The 21191-nt window shown below is 39.2% G+C and carries 17 protein-coding genes and 1 tRNA gene; 12 read left to right on the top strand and 6 right to left on the bottom strand.

What is annotated here, in order from left to right; translation table 11 throughout:
• The first annotated feature begins 20 nt into the window (after positions 1–20).
• A complete protein-coding gene (gene glnA, locus WCX87_RS09870) occupies positions 21–1451 on the top strand; it encodes a type I glutamate--ammonia ligase (protein ID WP_345979622.1) in 1431 nt (476 codons plus the stop codon).
• A 173-nt stretch (positions 1452–1624) separates the two neighbouring features.
• Positions 1625–3292 (top strand): 2-isopropylmalate synthase, encoded by a 1668-nt coding sequence (gene leuA / locus WCX87_RS09865; protein ID WP_345979620.1) that lies wholly within the window; start codon positions 1625–1627, stop codon positions 3290–3292.
• On the opposite strand, the gene WCX87_RS09860 is transcribed toward leuA, so the two are convergent.
• Genes WCX87_RS09860 through WCX87_RS09845 form a run of 4 tightly spaced genes read right to left on the bottom strand, consistent with a single transcriptional unit; the run spans position 3289 to position 7517 of the window.
• Entirely contained in the window at positions 3289–3780 is a 492-nt protein-coding gene (locus WCX87_RS09860; RefSeq protein WP_345979618.1) for a hypothetical protein, read from the bottom strand. The genes leuA and WCX87_RS09860 overlap by 4 nt on opposite strands.
• A gap of 11 nt (positions 3781–3791) precedes the next feature.
• On the bottom strand, positions 3792–5738 hold the full coding sequence (locus WCX87_RS09855; protein ID WP_345979617.1) for a PBP1A family penicillin-binding protein: 1947 nt from the start codon (positions 5736–5738) through the stop codon (positions 3792–3794).
• Positions 5735–6424: an ATP-binding cassette domain-containing protein gene (locus tag WCX87_RS09850; RefSeq protein WP_345979615.1), complete on the bottom strand. Its 690-nt coding sequence runs from the start codon at positions 6422–6424 to the stop codon at positions 5735–5737. The genes WCX87_RS09855 and WCX87_RS09850 overlap by 4 nt, the downstream gene beginning before the upstream one ends.
• Positions 6411–7517 (bottom strand): pyridoxal phosphate-dependent aminotransferase family protein, encoded by a 1107-nt coding sequence (locus WCX87_RS09845; protein WP_345979614.1) that lies wholly within the window; start codon positions 7515–7517, stop codon positions 6411–6413. The genes WCX87_RS09850 and WCX87_RS09845 overlap by 14 nt, the downstream gene beginning before the upstream one ends.
• 319 nt (positions 7518–7836) lie before the next feature.
• On the opposite strand from WCX87_RS09845, the gene purD reads away from it, so the two are divergent.
• From purD to WCX87_RS09810, 7 genes are all read left to right on the top strand, one after another.
• A complete protein-coding gene (gene purD, locus WCX87_RS09840) occupies positions 7837–9102 on the top strand; it encodes a phosphoribosylamine--glycine ligase (protein ID WP_345979612.1) in 1266 nt (421 codons plus the stop codon).
• A 3-nt stretch (positions 9103–9105) separates the two neighbouring features.
• Entirely contained in the window at positions 9106–9555 is a 450-nt protein-coding gene (locus WCX87_RS09835) for an RDD family protein (RefSeq protein ID WP_345979610.1), read from the top strand.
• Positions 9548–11716: an LPS-assembly protein LptD gene (locus tag WCX87_RS09830; protein ID WP_345979608.1), complete on the top strand. Its 2169-nt coding sequence runs from the start codon at positions 9548–9550 to the stop codon at positions 11714–11716. Before WCX87_RS09835 ends, WCX87_RS09830 begins: the two co-directional genes overlap by 8 nt.
• Entirely contained in the window at positions 11716–12372 is a 657-nt protein-coding gene (locus WCX87_RS09825; RefSeq protein ID WP_345979606.1) for a phosphoribosyltransferase, read from the top strand. The genes WCX87_RS09830 and WCX87_RS09825 overlap by 1 nt, the downstream gene beginning before the upstream one ends.
• Positions 12369–14543: a polyribonucleotide nucleotidyltransferase gene (locus tag WCX87_RS09820; protein WP_345979605.1), complete on the top strand. Its 2175-nt coding sequence runs from the start codon at positions 12369–12371 to the stop codon at positions 14541–14543. The genes WCX87_RS09825 and WCX87_RS09820 overlap by 4 nt, the downstream gene beginning before the upstream one ends.
• A 102-nt stretch (positions 14544–14645) precedes the next feature.
• Positions 14646–14984, top strand: a complete 339-nt coding sequence (locus WCX87_RS09815; protein WP_345979603.1) for a F0F1 ATP synthase subunit C — start codon at positions 14646–14648, stop codon at positions 14982–14984.
• 63 nt (positions 14985–15047) lie between these two features.
• A tRNA-Leu gene (locus WCX87_RS09810) sits at positions 15048–15132 on the top strand.
• 12 nt (positions 15133–15144) lie between these two features.
• On the opposite strand, the gene WCX87_RS09805 is transcribed toward WCX87_RS09810, so the two are convergent.
• Both WCX87_RS09805 and WCX87_RS09800 read right to left on the bottom strand, forming a co-directional pair.
• On the bottom strand, positions 15145–15354 hold the full coding sequence (locus WCX87_RS09805) for a hypothetical protein (protein WP_345979601.1): 210 nt from the start codon (positions 15352–15354) through the stop codon (positions 15145–15147).
• 35 nt (positions 15355–15389) lie between these two features.
• The gene (locus WCX87_RS09800) at positions 15390–16760 is read right to left on the bottom strand and encodes a sensor domain-containing diguanylate cyclase (RefSeq protein WP_345979599.1); all 1371 of its coding nucleotides are present in this window, start codon (positions 16758–16760) and stop codon (positions 15390–15392) included.
• 796 nt (positions 16761–17556) lie between these two features.
• Here WCX87_RS09800 and WCX87_RS09795 point away from each other — a divergent pair.
• Genes WCX87_RS09795 through WCX87_RS09785 form a run of 3 tightly spaced genes read left to right on the top strand, consistent with a single transcriptional unit; the run spans position 17557 to position 21189 of the window.
• Entirely contained in the window at positions 17557–19071 is a 1515-nt protein-coding gene (locus WCX87_RS09795) for a PAS domain-containing sensor histidine kinase (protein ID WP_345979597.1), read from the top strand.
• Entirely contained in the window at positions 19068–20501 is a 1434-nt protein-coding gene (locus tag WCX87_RS09790; RefSeq protein ID WP_345979595.1) for an HD domain-containing phosphohydrolase, read from the top strand. Before WCX87_RS09795 ends, WCX87_RS09790 begins: the two co-directional genes overlap by 4 nt.
• A 7-nt stretch (positions 20502–20508) precedes the next feature.
• Positions 20509–21189, top strand: a complete 681-nt coding sequence (locus WCX87_RS09785; RefSeq protein WP_345979593.1) for a DNA-binding response regulator — start codon at positions 20509–20511, stop codon at positions 21187–21189.
• Positions 21190–21191: the final 2 nt, after the last annotated feature.

The raw sequence follows: 21191 nt of genomic DNA, 5'->3' as shown, positions 1-21191 counted from the left end.
ATAAGTTCAGGAGAGATTTGATGGGAAAATTTGTTAATAACGTAGAAGAGTTCTTTACATTTTGTAAAGAGAACGAAGTTCAATTTGTAGACCTTCGTTTTACAGACATTAAAGGTGCGTGGCACCATCTTACATACCGTATGAGTGCGGTAAATGAAGGTAACTTAGAAAATGGTTTCCCATTCGACGGTTCTTCAGTAGAAGCATGGCAGCCGATCAATAAGTCAGATATGCTTTTAATAGCTGATGTACCTACAGCGTTTTTAGACCCTTTTACAGCTGATCCGACAGTAATCCTTTTTTGTGACGTTTATGATATCTATAAAGGTCAAATGTATGAAAGATGTCCTCGTTCAATCGCAAAAGCAGCTCTTAAACATGCTGAGTCTTTAGGAATCGCAGATGCTGCTTACTTCGGTCCTGAAAACGAGTTCTTTATTTTCGATGACGTAAAATTTGTTGACAACATGAATGAAGCTGGATACAAAATAGATACTGAAGAGGGTGAATGGAATTCAGGTACTACTTATGAAGATATGTACAATACTGGTCACCGTCCTGGAACGAAGGGTGGTTACTTCCCGGTAGCTCCAACAGATTCTATGGTAGATCTACGTGCTGAGATGATGCAAGTTCTTGAACAAGTTGGTTTAGAAGTTGTTCTTGGTCACCACGAAGTTGCACAAGGTCAAGGTGAGATCGGTATCGTTTTCTCTGACATCATTGGTGCAGCAGATAACGTACAAAAATATAAATATGTTGTAAAAATGATAGCTCACCTAAACGGTAAAACAGCTACGTTTATGCCTAAACCACTTTACGGTGACAACGGAAACGGTATGCACGTTCACCAATCACTATGGAAAGACGGTAAAAACCTTTTCTATAAAGAAGGAAACTACGGTAACCTTTCTGAAATGGCTATCAACTATATCGGTGGTATCTTTAAACATGCTCGTACAGTTGCTGCGTTTACTAACCCGTCAACTAACTCATACAAAAGATTACTTCCAGGTTTCGAAGCACCAAGTATCTTGACTTACTCTTCTCAAAACCGTTCAGCATCTTGCCGTATCCCATACGGTGCAGGTGAAAAAGCTACTCGTATCGAGATGAGATTCCCGGATTCTACTGCTTGTCCATACCTTGCATTCGCAGTAATGATGATGGCAGGTCTTGACGGTATCAAAAACAAAGATATCCCGGTTGGTCCAATGGATGAGGATCTATTTGAACTATCTCTTGACGAGATCCGTGAAAAAGGTATCCCTCAAATGCCACACACTCTACGTGGTGCATTAGAGTCACTTATCCGTGATAACGAGTTCTTACAACCTGTATTTACTCCAGAGTTCTTAGATGCTTACCAACACTACAGATTTGAGCGTGATGTATGGCCAGACGAAGGTCGTCCAACAGCTTACGAGTTTAAAACTACTTACCAGTGTTAATCTCTTACATGTAAGCTTTTGGCTTACATGTAAACCTCTTTTTCAAAAACTTTCTTAAATTAAACCATATATACTCTGCTTTAAAATAACTCATTTATAAAATTAGCTATAATTGCGCGAATAGTTGTAGGTAAGAGTGCGACTATTAAAATATTTCAAGTAAAGGTTTTCTTATGAAAAACATAACAATGGGTAAATATCGCCCGTATCCTCAGATAGACTTGCCAGAAAGACAATGGCCTTCTAATACGATCACAAAAGCACCTGTATGGTGTAGTGTCGACCTTCGCGACGGTAATCAAGCGTTGATCACACCAATGAACATGGATAAAAAACTTGAACTATTTGCACTCTTACTCAAAATCGGATTTAAAAATATTGAGGTAGGTTTTCCTTCTGCTTCTCAAGTGGAATTTGACTTCTTACGTAAGTTGGTCGATGACAATCTGATCCCTGATGATGTTACGATACAGGTCTTGGTACAAGCTAGAGAACACTTGATAGAGAAGACTTTCGAGTCTCTAAAGGGTGTTAAAAAAGCTATAGTCCACCTATATAACTCGACATCTGTCGCGCAAAGAAAGATCGTCTTTCAAAAGACACAGGATGAGATAGTCAAACTTGCTTTAGAGGGTGTCGATCTTGTTAAAAAGTATGCTGAAGGTCATGACGGAGAGATCATCTTGGAGTACTCTCCGGAGAGCTTTACGGGAACTGAACTAGAGTTTGCTGCTCGCATCTGTAACGCGGTTACTGAGCGTTGGGGCATCTCAAAAGAGCGTCCTGTCATCATCAACTTGCCGGCAACTGTCGAGGTCGCTACACCAAACGTGTATGCAGACCAGATCGAGTGGATGAGCAGACACTTAGACAACCGTGAGCATGTATTGATCTCTACGCACACTCATAACGATAGAGGTACGAGTGTGGCAGCTACCGAACTTGCTTTGTTAGCGGGTGCCGATAGAGTAGAGGGAACACTGCTTAGTAACGGCGAGAGAACGGGGAATGTCGATATCATCACTTTGGCGCTTAATATGACGACTCAAGGCGTTGACAGCGGACTTGATTTTTCTAATGTGAACGAAGTCCTGGATGTAGTCGAGAGATGTACGGAGATCGAGACACATTGTCGTCATCCGTATGTTGGAGAGCTAGTGTATACGGCATTCTCAGGCTCACACCAAGATGCGATAAATAAAGGTCTGGCATTTCAAAAATTAAAAGATGATCCGCTTTGGGAAGTTCCGTACCTTCCGATAGACCCTGAAGATGTCGGCCGTTCATACGAGGGTATTATCCGTATCAACTCACAATCAGGAAAAGGCGGAGTCGCATATATCCTAGAAAATGAGTTCGGGTATCAGCTGCCTAAAAAGATGCATCCCGAGTTTGGTAGAGTTATCCAAAGTGTAACGGATAAAGAGGGCAGAGAGTTAAACAATGACGAGATCCTTGATATCTTTACAAAGACTTATCTAGAGTCAAACGGCGGCGTTGAACTTGTAGATTTTGCTATCAGTTCGCCGACATCTAAAGACAAGAACGTATGGTGCAAACTAACCTATACATGTAACGGTAAAGAGATAGTCTCTGAAGGTCACGGTAACGGTCCTATAGATGCATGTAAAAATGCACTTTCTAAAGAGTGTGAGTACACTTTTAAGATCAAGTCATACTCTGAGCACTCATGCGGTGAGCAAAGCTCTGCGAACGCTGTCGCGTATATAGAGATAGAAACAAGCGAATTGAAATCATTCTTTGGTGTAGGTGTGGACAGCGACATTACGATCGCTTCTATAAAAGCACTTTTCTCTGCACTAAACAGAGCTTTTAACTAAAACGTAAATATCAAAAGCAGTTCCGGGTATCCGGTACTGCACTCTTTAAAATTAGAACAATCCCCATAATACTCCTGTACCCATCCTGCACCCAGATAGAGCTTTTTCGAGACCTTCATAGCGATACCTGCTTTAGCTCCGTATGAGCTGTAGTCACTATAGGGAGTGCCCATAGATGTATATCTGTAAAAAACTCCTAAATAGGGTGTATATGTTTTATCTAACGGTATATAGTAGTTAAGTGGGATCGTTACTTGTGAGATGCTTGGAGTGTCTCCGGACCAATGCATATATCCGACTCCAAGAGAGATATCATCGGCAAAAAAATAGTCTGCATTGGCACCGAAGATCGTGTAGTTTTTAGTGCCTTCATTTGTAGTTAAAGAACCGCCTCCGACAGCGATACCCAGACCGATACTTCCTTTTTGAAAAGTATCGGCATATAGAGCTGAAAAAAGTATCATCAGCATGAAGATGAAGTTTTTCATCGTATCTCCTTTTAGAAGATCAACTCCTCGTTTTTCTTCTCGGTACTGTCATTTTTAGGAGGTTTTGACGTGTTTGTAAAATACTCTGTCTCACCGCCTATCTTGACCTCTATAACGCCTTCAGGCTTGACAAATTTTCTTTGCACCTGAGGATTGCTTTTTAAGAGTTCTTTATAGAAGTAACTAAAAGCAGGAGCTGCCGTTCTGCCCCCTGTCTCTTTGGCATGCATAGGAGTATTGTCATCGTTTCCAAACCATACTATGGTCTCGATGCTCGGTGAATATCCGGCGAACCATGCATCGACATTGTTATTGGTAGTCCCTGTCTTTCCTGCAAGTTCGATGCCGCTTACACGGGCATTTCTTCCGGTCCCTTTTTTGACGACATCCTCTAGAATAGAAGTCATAAGATAGGTCTGTTCAGGAGAGGTGATATATTTTCTTTTTGCTTCTTGTCTAAACACGACCTGAGAGTTCTTCTCCACTTTTTTAATCAGGATAGGTTCTACCTGAACGCCGTGATTTGCAAAAGAGCTGTAGTACTGCGCCAGTTCAAGCGGAGAGAGTGAGATAGAGCCAAGAGAGAGTGAAAGATCACGCGGAAGGTTTTTGATCCCGTAGTTCTCTAATGACTGTATCATCGTATCAAGCCCTATATCGGTGACAAGATTGATCGTTGCAAGGTTTCTTGAGTGTATAAGTGCCTCACGAAGAGGGATGAGCCCTTTATAGTTTTTCTCATAGTTATCGGGCTGCCATTTCATCTCTTCGCCGTCTTTTTCATACTCGTAGGTCTTTGCGATATCGACTAGCTGAGTGGCCCCTGAATATCCCAGATCGATAGCGACTTGATAGATAAAAGGCTTAAACGCACTTCCCGGCTGGCGTCTTCCCTGAGTCGCACGATTGTAAGGGCTTTTATCATAGTCCACGCTTCCGACAAGTGCCAAGATGTCTCCGCTGCTTGGTTCAATACTCACCAGTGCACCGTTAAGCTGTGTCAGATTCGTATCATTTGAGTCTTCGCTAGAAGAGACCCTTGCAATATTTCTATCATACGCATACTTTAATGCTTCTCTACCGCTTCTTTGCATATTCAGATCGACTGTCGTATAGATATCGTATCCGCCAGTTTTTATATCAGGAAAATCCTTGATCAGCTCTCTTAAGACTTCATCTACGATAAACGGTGCCTGATTTTGAGTAAGAGTCGTGTCATACACGTGAGGCTGTTCTTTTGTCGCCTTGTCATAGGTCTTGTCATCTATCCAGCCCAGAGAATGCATACGCTCGATAACACGGTTTGCACGACCTAGGGATATCTCATAGTTTTTTGTAGGTGAGTAGAAGCTCGGTGCCTTTGGAAGTCCTACGAGCATCGCCATCTCTTTAAGCGTAAGATTTTTAAGGTCTTTATGAAAATAGCCGTCAGCCGCTGTTTTCATACCGTAGTAACCGTGTCCGAGGTAGACTTCGTTCAAGTAGCGTTCTAAGATCTCCTCTTTACTCAGTTCACGTTCGAGTTTCATTGAAAATATAAGTTCTTTGACCTTACGTGATAGTTTTTTCTCACGAGTCAACAGGGTGTTTTTAACAAGCTGCTGCGTTAGAGTACTTGCACCCTCGACCATTTTTCTTGCTTTGATATCTTTGATGATCGCACGAAAAATAGCGTCAAAGTTAACACCGTGGTGTTCGAAAAAAGTGGTGTCTTCTATGGCTAGAAGAGCTTCTATAAGTCTTGGCGGGATCTCATCGAAAGTCGCATAATATCTATGCTCTGTACTGAAGAGATTTGCTATTTTCTCGCCGTTTCTGTCGTATATCCTTGTCGTAAGCAACGGTTTGTAATTTATAAGTTTATCTAGATCATAATTGTACTGAGTATAGTAATATCCGACGATTATAAATGGAGATATAAAGAGTAGTAAAAATATATAGATAAGTGTTTTTTTCATTCGCGATATTTCCTATTTGCAAAGTTTGCTTCTATGAGTGTTTTTGTATAGTTGTCTTGTGGATCTTGTAATACATCTGCCATTTTACCAAATTCTATGACCTTTCCGTTTTTAATGACACATATCTCCTCACATAAAAGTTTTGCGGAACTCATATCGTGAGTGACAAAAAGGAGTTTAAAACCAAACTCCTTTTGGAGACTCTTGATCAGATCGATGATCGTAACCCTCGTCTGCGGGTCAAGTGCAGTGGTCGGCTCATCAAGGAGCAGAAGCTTTGGATAGCAGCTAAGCGATATGGCTATTATTACACGCTGTAGCTGTCCGCCTGAAAGTTCCGGCGGGTACCTGTCTAAAAGAGCGATATCCAGATTTACCTGATCAAAAAGTTTTTTTATCTCATCAAAAGGTACGAATATCTGATCTTTTATCTTTGTCAGAGGTGAAAGAGCGGTAAAAGGATTCTGAGGGACAAAACCTATGGTATCGCCGGCTACAAGATCAAAACTGCTCTCTACTTCCAGTTTTGATCTCATCTCATTTGGCAGCATATTTAAAAGTGCTTTGATCGTAAGACTTTTTCCGCTGCCGCTTTGGCCTACAAGAGCTAAAGATGAGTTTATATTAAAATCTATATCGACTAAAGTATCCTCTTTGAGTGTGATATAAAGTTTAGATATTTTCATCTAAAAGCCCTTTTACTTTTTTACATAGCTCCTCAAATACGGAGATATCATCATCGACTCTCGCAATGATGCGCAATATCGCACTCTCAACCGTGGGCTGTCTTATAGCACCGATGATAAAACCATCTTTACGAAGTTCATCTTTTATGCTCACCACTTTTTTATTGTCGCCGATTATGATCGGGATTATTAAAGAGGGTGTCTCTACATGTAAGAGCTCTTTGGCGATCTTTTGACGCTCTTTTATCTCTTTTGTCAAGCTTTCTCTGTTTTGCAAGATATATTTTAGCGAGTTATGTGCTAACAGAGTGTCATACAATGAAAGGGAAGTCGCGTAGATAACGGGTTTTGCACGGTTAATAAGATACTCTATAATATGTGCCGATGCAAGTATATAAGCACCGAAACTTCCGTACGCTTTTCCAAGCGTCCCCATCTTGATATGGTTTGGTTTTATATCTATATCAAAAAGGTCATATACACCCATAAGATTTTCACCTACGACTCCGCTACTGTGAGCTTCATCTACGATGAGTATGGCATCCTCTTTATCACAGATCTCAAATATCTCTCTGTTCATCAGATCACCGTCCATTGAGTAGATCCCTTCGACCGCGACTATCTTTCTTTTTGCATCGGAGTTTTGCAAAAGCTGTTTTAACTCATCTGCATCGTTATGTTTGAAGAATTTTACATGTAACTCGTTTAGATTGCTGGCAAGCACACCTGAAGCGTGAAACTTCTCATCCATAAAAAGAGTGTCGTTTTTTCTTACCAGACTCTCTATAAGTGCGATATTTGCATTAAACCCGCTCCCTAAAACTACAGCGTCTTCAAATCCGTTTACTTCACATAATGTCGTTTCAAAATCTTTGTGTATCTGGTGATACCCGTTAACCAGTAAAGATGCTTTTGGTGAATGAACGGGAGCAGATGCAAGTTCATTACATGTAAGGGTGTGAAGCTCTTTGTTTGATGAAAGCCCAAGGTAGTCGTTTGAAGCAAAATCCTTTAAACTATAATCAACGATTTCTCTTGTTCTGTAACGGTTTGATTTTTTAAGCGCTTTTAGCTCATTTGTGTAGTAATTCATGAAGGATATTATAACTAAGTAAGCAAAAAAAGTGTATAATTTTAATAGTCTGGGTGGTTCGACTACGTGCGTATGAGAGGGTTCTACGTATACATTTAGTGAATTTCGTAGAAATCTTTGTGTGTTGATGATCTCGTTTGAGGTACGTTAACTCTGCCGAGAGACTGTCGCCTGATAAGATTCTCGCTTTGCTAGTTTTTTTGCTTTGAGAACCAAAGCTATTTGCACAACGGCTGCTCGGGCTTAAATAGCTACTTTAGATTATTTTTGTAGTCTAAAGTAGCTATTTTTTTATAGATACATTATTTTAAGGATTGTTATGAATATTTTAGTTGTTGGTAGCGGTGGACGCGAATTCTCGATTGGGCGTATGCTTAAAAAAGATTCTGTAGTTGAAAAACTGTATTTTGCTCCAGGAAACGGTGCTACTGACTCTTTAGGAGAAAACCTTTCGATTAAAGATTACAATGAACTCGCGGACTTTGCAAAAGCAAACGCTATCGATCTTACGATCGTAGGACCTGAAGCACCTTTGGTAGACGGTATAGTAGATATTTTTAAAGCAAAAGGGCTGACGATATTCGGACCGAGCAAAGAAGCGGCACGCTTAGAGGGCTCAAAAGTCTATATGAAAAACTTCTTGGCAAAATACAATATCCCTACGGCACGTTATATCGAGACAGATTCGATTGATGATGCATTCAAGTTTATCGACACACTTCCGACACCGGTCGTCGTAAAAGCTGACGGTCTTTGTGCAGGTAAGGGCGTTATCATAGCTACGACTCACGATGAGGCAAAAATAGCGGTCTCTGAGATGCTAAGCGGAAAAAGTTTCGGCGATGCAGGAAAAAAAGTGATCGTCGAGGAGTTCCTGGACGGTTATGAACTTTCTATGTTCGCGATCTGTGACGGAAAAGATTATATCCTTCTTCCTGCGGCACAAGACCATAAACGTCTTATGGATAACGATGAAGGTCCAAATACAGGCGGGATGGGTGCATACGCTCCGACTCCTTTGGTAAACGAAGAGATCTACCAAAAAGTAAAAGAGAGAGTGATCCGTCCTACGTTAGACGGGATGCAAAAAGAGGGAGCACCTTTTGAAGGTGTACTTTTCATCGGTCTTATGATCGTAAACGGCGAGCCTATCACGTTAGAGTTCAATGTCCGTTTCGGCGATCCTGAGTGTGAGATCCTTATGCCTCTTATGAAGACTCCTGCACGTGAGCTTTTCTATAAAGCTGCAACAGGTAAGCTTGACGAGTTAAACGTAGAGTTTGAAAACAAGTTTGCAGTCGGTGTCGTAATGGCAAGCGGAAACTATCCGTACTCCGACTCTGTTCCTGCGGAGATAGTAGTCGATGAGATCGTTCATGAAGATATCAAAGAAAATACACATATCTCTTATGCCGGTGTGACAAAAGAGGACGGTATCCTTTATGCGACAGGCGGACGTGTCTTAGTCTGTGTCGGTTTGGGTGACTCTATAAAACAAGCCAGAGATAGAGCATATATGCTTTGCGGGCAAGTACATTATGTAGGCAAAAAGCTTCGTACGGATATAGCATATCAGGCACTTTAATAGATGAATGAAGAGATTGAAAACCTACTAAATCGTGAGCAGTTCGCATTAGCATCCATCCAAAAACGTGCATTGGCATTTTTTATCGATGAGGTGCTGTTATCGATAGTCTTTACCGTTATTATCTGGAACTATGTTACTCAGGCGACGGGTATTGAGCAGATGATAGATCTGACTAATTCTTTTGTCTTGGAATATATGGCGATCAAGATAGTGTATCAGACTTTTTTTGTGACGATGTATGGAGCCAGTATCGGCAAGATCGTTGCTAAGATAAGAGTAATCGAGATCGAGACTTTAGACAAGCCTAGACTTGTCGTATCGTTTAACAGGGCAGTCTTTAGAGTCATAAGTGAGATGATCTTTTATCTGGGATTTTTGTGGGGGATACTTAATCCTTCAAGACAGGCATGGCATGACCTTACAGCAAAGACTTTGGTGATCGATGCGTAAACTCTGGCTGCTGTTCATTCTGCTTCCCCTTTATCTTTTGGGTGCCGATAAAGTCGAGATCTATGCGACGAATCTTAATAATGAAGCAGGTGTAGTAAAAGCCAGCGGCGATGTGATCGTCTTATACAAAGACTACTATCTAAGTGCACAAAGTGCCGTTTATGACAGAAAAAACGGTAATCTGGAACTTTTCGGAAATGTCAGAGCCACACAGGGCACAAACTACCAACTTCTTGGTGAATACGCAAAGTTAAATATCGCAGATAAAGAGAGAGTGTTTAAGCCCTTTTATATGCTAGAACAAAAAAGTCAGCTTTGGCTCAGCGCCGACGAAGGGCAGATAAAAGATAAATACTATGATGTGACGGCAGGTATGATATCCGGATGTAATCCAAACAAACCTCTGTGGAAGATAAAGTTCAGTTCATCCAACTATGATGCGAGTGATAAATGGATGAATCTTTATAACGCCAGACTCTATATCTACGATATCCCTATTTTTTACATGCCTTATTTTGGTTATTCTCTCGATACGACGAGACGTTCTGGTCTGCTTATCCCTGCATTTGGAGTTTCAAGCGATGAAGGGTTCTATTATGAACAACCGATCTACATTGCAGTCAGTAACTGGTGGGATCTAGAACTAAAACCGCAAGTGAGAAGTTCACGCGGATACGGTTCATACGAGACATTCAGATTTGTCGATTCTAAGACATCCGGCGGTTCGATCACGACAGGGTACTTTAAAGAGCAGCAAAGTTATGTGAATCTTAACAACCTTGCTCACGAGACTCACTATGGTGTAAATTTCAAATACAATAACGATGATTTTTTAGATAGATGGTTTGGATTTGATCTGGAAGGACAGTCAGGGATCTATGCAGATATCAACTGGATGAACGATGTCGACTATATAAACCTTTCGACTGCAGATACCATCAACAATACTACATCAAACCAGATCCTGTCTCAGATCAATATGTTTTATAATACCGACAGGCATTACTACGGTGTATATTTTAAACACTACTTAGACCTGTCGTTACAAAGCAATGCAAGAACGATACAGAAACTTCCTACAGTACAGTATCACAACTATCTGTCAACATTATTTGACGATCATCTTACATACAACATAGATCTTTCATCCGTATACCTTTACAGAGAACTTGGAAAAAACGCTTTAAGAACGTCTATGAATATTCCTATCGGACTACAGACGTCCATCGCAGACGAGTACATCAATCTAAGCTATGAGTCACAACTTTACGGTGAGCATATGACATTTAACGGAGATGCCGATAAAGTCGCCGGAGAAGATCCGAATGTATATGAAGACGGTGTCTTTTTAAGACAGTACAACATCTTTGATATCAATACGAACCTGACGAGATCATATGATACGGTAACCCATACAGTAGTATTGGGTGCACAATACGTGAAGCCGGGCTCAGATGCAAGATACGGTTTTTATAAATCAAGAAAAGATGAGTGTACAAACGATCCGACCTCTCTTAATTGCGAGTTTTATAATATTAACGATGTAACGGAAAAAGTGGGACTTGAACTTTCACAATATCTATTTGATGAGAGGGGCGAGCAGTTCTTGTATCATAGACTTTCTCAGCAGATATCTTACGCAACGGGAAAAGGAAAGCTCGGTGAGATCGAAAACGAACTTGACTACAAGATAACAAAAACAATAAACTATTATAATGATACATTTTATAATTATGACCAAGAGCTGGTCTCAAAAACGATAAACACGATAGGATACAATGACGGAAGCATCAATGTCAATCTTTCGTATCTCTATAAAGACAGTTTTATAGATCCGTTGACTCCGGCTTCTACACCAAGATATACAAAATATCTGACATCAAGTTTTGGATATAAGTATAATGATCATTATCGTTATTTCGCTTCTTATAATTATGATGTACAATCAGCACAAAAGAAGAGTTCCGAAGTGGGTTTTTTATACTCTAAAAGATGCTGGGACTTTGGACTGAGATATGTAGAAAATGTCAGACCGATACTTACAGCGGCGAACGACGCATCATCTATTGAAGACAGATACATATTTTTTACGATAACGTTAAAACCGATAGGCGGTTCAGAGATAAACTATAGAATCCCGACAACTGTAAAGGGGCAATGATGAAATGTAATAAAGTAATGCTCGAAAGCAGAGAGAGTGCAGCTACAAGACTTAAAGATATTATTCCGATGTCGCAGATGAAAAGTGAAGATTGGAAGGTCATAGCTATGTCCTCAGGCGGTCTTGTCATTGCATCTCACTTGACAAAAAAGACACAGAACAAGATAGACTTTTTGTTTAATGCCCCTATTTATGCTCCAAATAATGACGAGTGTGAAGTGGCTCGGGTCAGCGAAAGCGAAGAGATTGTCATAAATGAGGAGTTAGTCAGCTCTTTTGGGATAGAATATGATTATATTTATGGTGAAGCTCACAGAAAGCATGAAGATAAAATATTAAGTTATACTTATAGGTATAGAAAGGGTAGACAGCTTATACCGTTGAAGGATAAGATCGTTCTACTTGTGGATGAAGGAAGTGAGACGGGATCGAAGTTTATGCTTGGATTAAAAACAGTTCTTGCAATGCAGCCAAAAGCGGTGTATATCGCAGTGCCTATAATCCCGAAAGCTGTTCTTGAAGCCCTTGAACCTTTGGCTGACAATATCTTTTACATCCAAGCGATAGAGGATTATGTCCAAACAAAATGCTATTATGAAAATTTAGATGATGTAGATAATGAGACGATAGAAAAATTACTAGGAGATAAAAATTGAAATACGATGTTAATTTAGCACTGACAAATAAAGAGGAGAGCTACTCATTTAATGATGTAGCACGTCAAGCAAACGGTGCAGCATGGCTTAGAAGCGGCAACACTGTCATACTTGCTGCAGTGGTTATAGATGAGACGGAAGTGGTCGAGGATGATTTCCTGCCATTAACAGTTCAGTATATAGAAAAAACATATGCAGCAGGAAAGATCCCGGGTGGATTTTTTAAACGTGAGACAAAACCGAGTGATTTTGAGACATTGACATCACGTATAGTAGATAGATCTCTTAGACCGATCTTTCCAAAAGGTTTCGGTCATCCGACACAGATCTCTATTATGGTACTGAGTGTCGATGAAGATGCTGACCTTCAAACATTGGCGTTAAATGCAGCTTCTGCTGCTTTATATGCTTCTGACATCGATATATCTACTTCTGTAAGTGCTGTACGTGTTGCAAAGATCGATGGAGAACTGAAGTTCAATCCGACGATAAAAGAGCTTAATAACTCAACATTCGATCTTTATCTTTCAGGTACGAAAGATGATATGCTGATGATAGAGATGAGATCTCTTGGTTCTACTGAAGTCGAGATGAGCGAAGCACCTATGGTCGATCCTATGTTGGATCCGGCACTTATCGCTCAGACAATGCAGAGCCATTCGTCAAATGCGATGCCTGAAGATGAACTGATCGATATCCTGGCAAAAGCACAAGCGATACTAAAAGACGCAAACACTCTTTATGAGCAGGAGTTTAAACCGTTTTGTAAAACGGTAAAACCTTTAGAGTTAAAAGCACACCACATCGATGAAGAGATGGTCGCTTATGTCGCTCAAAAACATATCACTGACATCAAAGCTGCACTTGTACAGATGGCAAAAAGCGAACGCTCGACTGCTCTAAGAACATTAAGAAAAGAGATCTTAAAAGAGAAACCTGAGTGGAATGAACTTGATCTTAAAAATGCAGTTGAGACAGTAAAACGCGATGTGGTAAGAAATATGATCTTACACGATAACGTCCGTGCAGACGGCAGAGCGGTAAATCAGGTCCGTCCTATCACGATAGATACGAACGTACTTCCGTCAGCTCACTCTTCATGTCTGTTTACACGCGGTCAGACACAAGCACTTGTTGCTCTTACACTCGGAGGTCCGAAAGACGCTCAGATGTATGAGAACCTTACAGACTCGGCAACACAAAATGAAAGCTTTATGGTTCACTATAACTTCCCTGGATTTTCTGTAGGTGAGGCTTCACCTATCGGTGCTCCAAGACGTAGAGAACTAGGTCACGGGAACCTTGCCAAACGTGCACTTGAACCGATCTTAAACGATGACGGTCAGACTATACGTCTGGTCTCTGAGATCCTTGAGTCAAACGGTTCATCATCTATGGCGACTGTATGTGGCGGGTATATGGCTCTACGTGCAGCTGATATAGAGACTTCAGATGTGATCGCAGGTATTGCTATGGGAATGGTAAGCGAAGGCGACAAGCATGTAATACTAAGCGATATTATGGGTCTTGAAGATCATGATGGAGATATGGACTTTAAAGTGACGGGTTCAAGAGAGGGTATCACTGCAATGCAGATGGATATCAAACTCGGCGGTATCAGTCTGGAAGTATTGAAAAAAGCTCTTTATCAAGCAAAAGAGGGTCGTGCACATATCCTTGATATCATGAACGAAGCTATCGGAAAGATCGAGTTTAACGATGGTGTTCTGCCTACTACGAGCATCTTTCATGTCGATCCTAGCATCATAGGCGATATCATCGGTCAAGCAGGAAAGACTATACGTGAGATCATCGAGAAGTTTGAAGTAGCCATAGACATAGATAAAAAAGTGGGTAAAGTAAAACTTTCAGGCACAAATAAAGAGTCTCTTTCAGCTGCACAGGAACATATAGAAAACATCGCTTCATCTGCTAAAGAGAGCAAAATAGAGTATAAAGTCGGTGATATAGTCGACGGAAAAGTCAAAAAGATAGTCGATTTCGGTGCATTTATCGAGCTTCCAGGCGGCGTAGACGGACTGCTTCATATATCAAAAGTCTCAGATACAAGAGTCGAAAGAGTCTCTGATGTACTAAGTGAAGGTGATGCTATAAAAGTAGAGATATTAGAATTTAAAGGCAATAAAATAGGTTTAGGACGCGCAAACTAAAACAAACTTTAAACTTATTTTGTGTACAATCACGCGTTCAAAGTGTTAAGTAGGGATACGCAAGCCGAACAGACTTTGTAAAAATTTTATATGGAGAAACTTATGAAAAAGATTCTATTCTTAATGCTAACTTTAGTTGGCGCTGCTTTTGCTGCTGATGCAGAAACTGCAAAAATCGCTTTAAACACTGCTGACGGTGCTTCAGTTGCTGGATTCGCACTTATCGCTGCTGGTGTTGGTCTTGGTCTTGCTGCTCTTGGTGGTGCTATCGGTATGGGTCATACTGCTGCTGCTACAATCGCTGGTACTGCACGTAACCCAGGTCTTGGTGGAAAACTAATGACTACAATGTTCATCGCATTAGCAATGATCGAAGCACAAGTTATCTATACACTTGTTATCGCTCTTATCGCATTATATGCGAACCCATTCATCGGTTAATCTCCGATAAAACATTTGTCAGCTTCGGCTGACATACCTCAATTTTTAAACCTTTTATTTTTTGCGCACGTGGTGGAACGGTAGACACGCTACCTTGAGGGGGTAGTGCCTTACGGGTGTGGGAGTTCAAATCTCCCCGTGCGCACCATCATCTTTACTTTTATATCTCTTCTTTAAGCACTTTAATAAACTTCTTGATACTTTTCTTTTTGAATTTTTTGCCGTCTATGTTGGCTGTAGGTTTTGATTTGCAGTCTTTACACATTCCGATGCAGGATTTTATTTTTATTTTTGCATCGGGGAAATTTAAAGTGAGTTTTTTTACAAGTTTATTTTTTTTCGAGTAGTTCTTACAAAGTTTGATGAACATCTTATCTCCTTTTGAATACTCTTTTGAAAAACTGATCAGCTATATTGTTCTACTCTGTTTCTTCCATGTTTCTTTGCTAGATAAAGCGCTTCGTCCGCTTTCTCAAAAAGAGTGTTTTTTGTGTCTTCAGCATTAAACTGGGCAACGCCGAAGCTGGCTGTTATCTTGTCGTTATAATTAAAGTCATGTGACGCTATCAGCTCTCTTAACTTTTGTGCGACTGTATATGCATCTTCAAGTTTAGTGTTTGGCATTAAGATAACAAACTCTTCTCCGCCCCATCTTGCAAAGATATCGCTTGTCTTCATATTGTGGGAGATAATACTTGTGATCTCTACTAAGATATTGTCTCCGGCTTGATGTCCGAATGTGTCGTTGATGAGTTTAAAGTTATCAATATCAAAGACCATTAGGCTTAATAGCGAGTCATTCTCTTTTGCTTTTTGGATCTCAAATGAAAAAATATCTTCAAAACTGTCTCTGTTGCCGATACCCGTTAAGTTGTCTTTGTTGGCTTTTTCTTCGAGTGAGTTAGTCATGGAGTAGAGTTCATCTACTTTGTTCTTCATCGCTTTGTTGATGTTTCTTAGCTGCTGTTTTGTCTCTTCAAGCTCAGTGATGTCATGTCTGATGGCGATATATTCGGTGATGTCTCCGTCAACATCCAAGATAGGCACGACAGTCGTGTCTACGATGTATTGTCCGCCGTCTTTTTTCATATTTGTCACCACGCCGTGCCAGCTTTTTTTTGCTTTGATGGTGTCCCATAGCTCTTTAAAAGCTTCACGGGGCATATCTGGATGTCTTATGATATTATGCGGTCTTCCTATCAACTCATCTTTTGTATAGCCGGATATTTCGCAAAACTTCTCATTCACATAGGTGATAACACCTTTTGGATTTGTTTTGGAAACGATATTGCTAAGATCGACCGCTCTTTTATATTCTGTTAAAAGATTTGAGTTCTCACTTTTGTAGTCGAATTTTCCGCTTCTTACGATCTCAAAGTTCGATGATAGTTCACTGATTATCTCTAATGCATGAGTTTCTATCTCAGACTGCAGATTAAAAGAGAGATTTCCATTTTCAAAGATGATCTCTTCTATCGAAGTCCTTAGTCTTGTAACGAGTGTAAAGAGTTCTGGGGTCGTGACGTTGTAATTGTTCAGCAGTTGTAAAAAAACCATTTTTGCTTGGCACTCGGATATAGTAGAGCTCCATTGGATAACACTGATAAAACAGTCACAGAACTCATAAAGTATATGAGTGTTTTTATCTATAATCGGAAGGGAATGTCTATGAAGTATGTTTTGAACTTCATTTTTATTTAACCATCTTTTAATAATATCGTTTCTATTTACTCTTAAAAAATAGGAGAATTCATCTGTATTTATTATCTTTATCATAACAACTCTTTATCTTATCGCATTAATATAGTTGTATTATACTACCATTATTTAAATATAAATATAGAAAATTAAATGGAAAAGTTAACAAAATAACTATCGATAAGAAAACATTTTACAATTTGAATTACCTTCTATGATTATTTTATGATTATTTGATGCTAATATTCTTTTCTGTAAAATTGGAGGGCAAAATATTTATCAGCGAAAGCTAATAAACCGGATAGGAAAATACATAAGAATTACCAGAACAAATACAAATAACGACTAACATGTAGAGCAAAGCAACTAATCTTGAAACGACTTTAGAATAACTATAATATGTAGGTTTACTGCATGTAAAAAGAACTGTAGGCATTTATTATTTATATAGTTTAGATATTAACGAGTCCACTAAAACAATTAACAATTTTTAAAACTGTGGGTGAAGTAGTAGGTAGGTCGTATATATTATCAGATTTTGCAGGACTGCTAAATGTTACTCCTTATTTGTGATGCGTTTTTTTTTGTTTTAAAATAATTTAAAATAAGCTTATTGTTTGTACAATATGATATAAGAATAGGAGAATGAGTGATATTTTTTGAAAATATAATGAAGGTTATTAGCAAAAAAGATTATTTAGAAAGTAGGTTATTGTTAATTAGCGGATTTGTATTTGGAATCATCCTTATAGTTTTCACGTGGAATATCTATTCTTCTAGTACACTTATCCTTGACTCAAGTGTAAACAGTAATTATCTCCTGTCATTTGTCATATTTGTCTATATTTTATATTTTATTCTTTTTTATATTATTATGAAGCTCTCGAGAAATCGTAAGAAACTTTCAGATAAAACGGCAGAACTGGAACTTGAAAAGACGACAATGCAGCATTATTTTGACATAGTCAATGTTATGATATTGGTATTGGACAGATCAAATAATGTAAAATTATTAAACCGCAGAGGATGTGAGATCATAGGATACTCGAGCGATGAGGTGATAGGAAAAAATTGGATAGATAACTTTTTGCCGCCGAGTATTCATAGTGAAGTCGTCGATGTTCGCGAAAGATTGAAAACAGATGATAACGGTGCGAAGTATCATGAAAACAGTGTGCTTACAAAAAATGGGGAAGAGCGTCTTATCGCATGGCGTAATAGTCCGTTATTTGACAATAAAAACAATTTTATCGGTATCTTATGTTCGGGAGAAGATATTACAGAGATCCGTCGTGCCCAGATGGAACTGAGTGAAAGTAAAGAGTTTTACCGTACGATGTTCGCATCACTTAATGATGCCGTTATTATTTTAGAAGATAACATAGTAAAAGATTGTAACAGGTCGGCTCTGGAGCTTTTTGAAACAAAAGAAAAGCTATTTGTCGGTAAACATATCTTGGATACCTTATATGACATAGAATGTAAAGAACACGATTTTTATCATTATGTGGATTTGGCAAACGTCGGTGAATTTGAAACCGCTGAGTGCTCACTGCGTCTTCATACTCGTCCTGATGAGATGAAAATAGTGGAGTTCACACTCTCGAAATTCGGTGCGAAGAATGAGAATAAATATATTATGGTCGCGCGTGATATTACCAAGCAGGTCGAAGAGGAAAAGTTATTTAAACTGCATGTCAGACAGGCACAGATGGGAGAGATGATCTCTATGATCGCACACCAGTGGCGTCAACCGTTGTCGATCATCAATGCTATTACGTCACAAATGCGTTTAAAAGCACTTTTAGCAGGTGATGAGACCTCCGAATATGTTGAAAACCTAAAAAATATAGAAGCGCAGAGCGTTCATCTTTCACAAACGATTTCTGATTATAGAAACTTTTTCAGTGTTGATAAACCAAAAGAGTATTTCAGTGCATCTTCGATCGTAGAAAATGTTCTAAATCTTGTTGACCATACCTTAAAAAGTAATTCTATCGAATTGGAAAACAATCTGGTCAATGATGCAACGGTATATACATACCGTAATGAAGTGCTGCAGGTGCTCATAATCCTTTTAAAAAATTCGATAGACATGTTTGTTGAGAATAATGTAGCTGACAGTAAGATCGTCATTACGATCGACCGTGATGATATGCACTGTAAGATAAGCATACATGACAATGCCGGCGGGATTGCGCAACATGTAATGAAGAAACTTTTCACACCCTATTTCACTACAAAAGATAAAAATAACGGTACAGGTCTTGGACTCTATATGAGCTGGCTGATCATACATGAACATTGTAACGGTGAAATAGATGTCTTTAGTGAAGAGGATGAGACCATATTTACCATTATCTTGCCATATAAAAAGGAGGATACATGACATTAAAAGAGAGAATAAACCGCTTATCATCGCTTGTAGATGGAATGAGTGTCCTTTATGTAGAAGATGAAGCATTGATCAGAGAAAATATAAAGCTGTTTCTTGATACGATCTTTAAAGATGTCCAGACGGCTTCAAACGGTATAGAGGGTTTCGAGCTATATAAAGAACGGAAGTTTGATATTGTTATTACCGATATATTGATGCCGGAGATGAACGGTATAGAGATCGTACAAAAAATAAAAGAGCTAAGTCCGGATCAACCTGTGGTAGTAATATCCGCTTGTTTGGAAAGTGCATATCTATTAGAGCTTATCAATCTTGGAATAATTCAATTTTTACTCAAACCGATCCAAACAGAACAGATGGTCGAAGTTCTCGATGAAATCGTAACGGATATCTATAACAAACGTAAAACAGATGAGCTGAATAATCGTTTACAACAAGAGCTTGTTCATCAATCCAGATTATTACAACAGTATAAAGAGGTCGTGGATGTCTCAGCGATCGTAACACAGACGGACATAAACGGCAATATAACATATGTCAATGACGCATTTTGTAATACTACAGGCTACAGATATGATGAAGTCATTTTAAAAAGCCACAATATAGTTCGTCATCCCGATGTCAGTCCAGAGTTTTACAAAAATCTTTGGGACACTATTTTAAATAAAGAGACTTGGCACGGTGTCATTAGAAATTTAAGCAGAGACGGGAACCAGTATATCACTAATGCAACTATTAGACCGATACTGGATGAATATGATAATATCATCGATTTTATCAGTATTAGCTACAATACGACAGAGCTTTATAATATAAATGAAGAGATATGGCAGACTCAGCAGGAGATGCTTTTAACACTGGGAGAAGTCGGTGAGACAAGGTCACAAGAAACAGGAAACCATGTAAGGAGAGTCGCAAAGTTTGCAAAACTTCTCGGTGCGTTATATGGGTTAGAAGAAGATGAGCTCAGACTGCTTTATAGTGCGGCTCCAATGCATGACATCGGAAAGATAGGGATAGCAGACTCTATTTTACTCAAGCAGGGAAAATTGGATGCGGATGAGTATGAGTCGATCAAAAAACATACGAAGATCGGATACGAGATTTTAAAAAGATGTAACCGTCCGCTTCTTCAAGCAGCTGCCATAATAGCACATGAACATCATGAAAAATGGGACGGAACAGGTTACCCTAATGCAGTCGAAGGCGAGAATATTCATATATATGGACGTATCATCGCGTTAGCAGATGTTTTTGATGCGCTAGTCAGTGAGCGAGTCTATAAAAAAGCATGGGATCTTGAAACAACGGTTGCATATCTGTTGGATCAACGTGCTAAACATTTTGATCCTGTACTGGTTGATATCTTTGTAGAGCATATTGATAAGTTTCATGAAATCTTTTTGAGATATAAGGATTAGGCGGTCAATGTCAAAACTAAATGATCTAAAAAATCTGTCTGTATTATATGCTGAAGATGACAGCACATTACGTGAGATTACAAAAAAGACACTACAGTTGGTCGTAAATCAAGTATATGCAGTAGCTGACGGTTCAGAAGCTTTGGATATATACCATAAACATTCAATAGACGTAGTCATTTTAGATATTTATATGGGAAATGTAGGGGGTATAGAAGTAGCCAAACGAATACGTCAATACAATAATAAAGTCCCCATAGTCATCGTCTCCGGATCTATAGCGACTGATGATCTGTTAGCCGCATGTAAACTAAACCTAATCGATTACATTCATAAACCTATAGAGTTTAATGCATGGATAAAAGTACTTTATGAAGCTGTTGACTATCTGAAGACGAACGATATGCTGGTAGCCAGAGTAAATGATACGGTCTCATATAGCTACTATAGTAAGTCGTTTGTATTTAGGGACGGTTCAAAAACAGTCTTGACAAAAAATGAGATATATACGATCGAACTGCTGCTTTTAAATAGAGGGCAGGTGGTGACATATGATATGATCTCTCAGATGTTTAATCAAAATATGTCGGACGGGGCACTAAAAAATCTTGTTTTTAGGATTCGTAAAAAGATGCATGACGACAGTAATCTTTTTAATGTGGCAAAAATCGGGTACATGCTGACTTAGGT

This window comes from Sulfurimonas sp. HSL3-2, assembly GCF_039645965.1.
GTDB classification, from domain to species: domain Bacteria; phylum Campylobacterota; class Campylobacteria; order Campylobacterales; family Sulfurimonadaceae; genus Hydrocurvibacter; species Hydrocurvibacter mobilis.
This window is presented reverse-complemented; position numbering and strand designations above follow the sequence as displayed.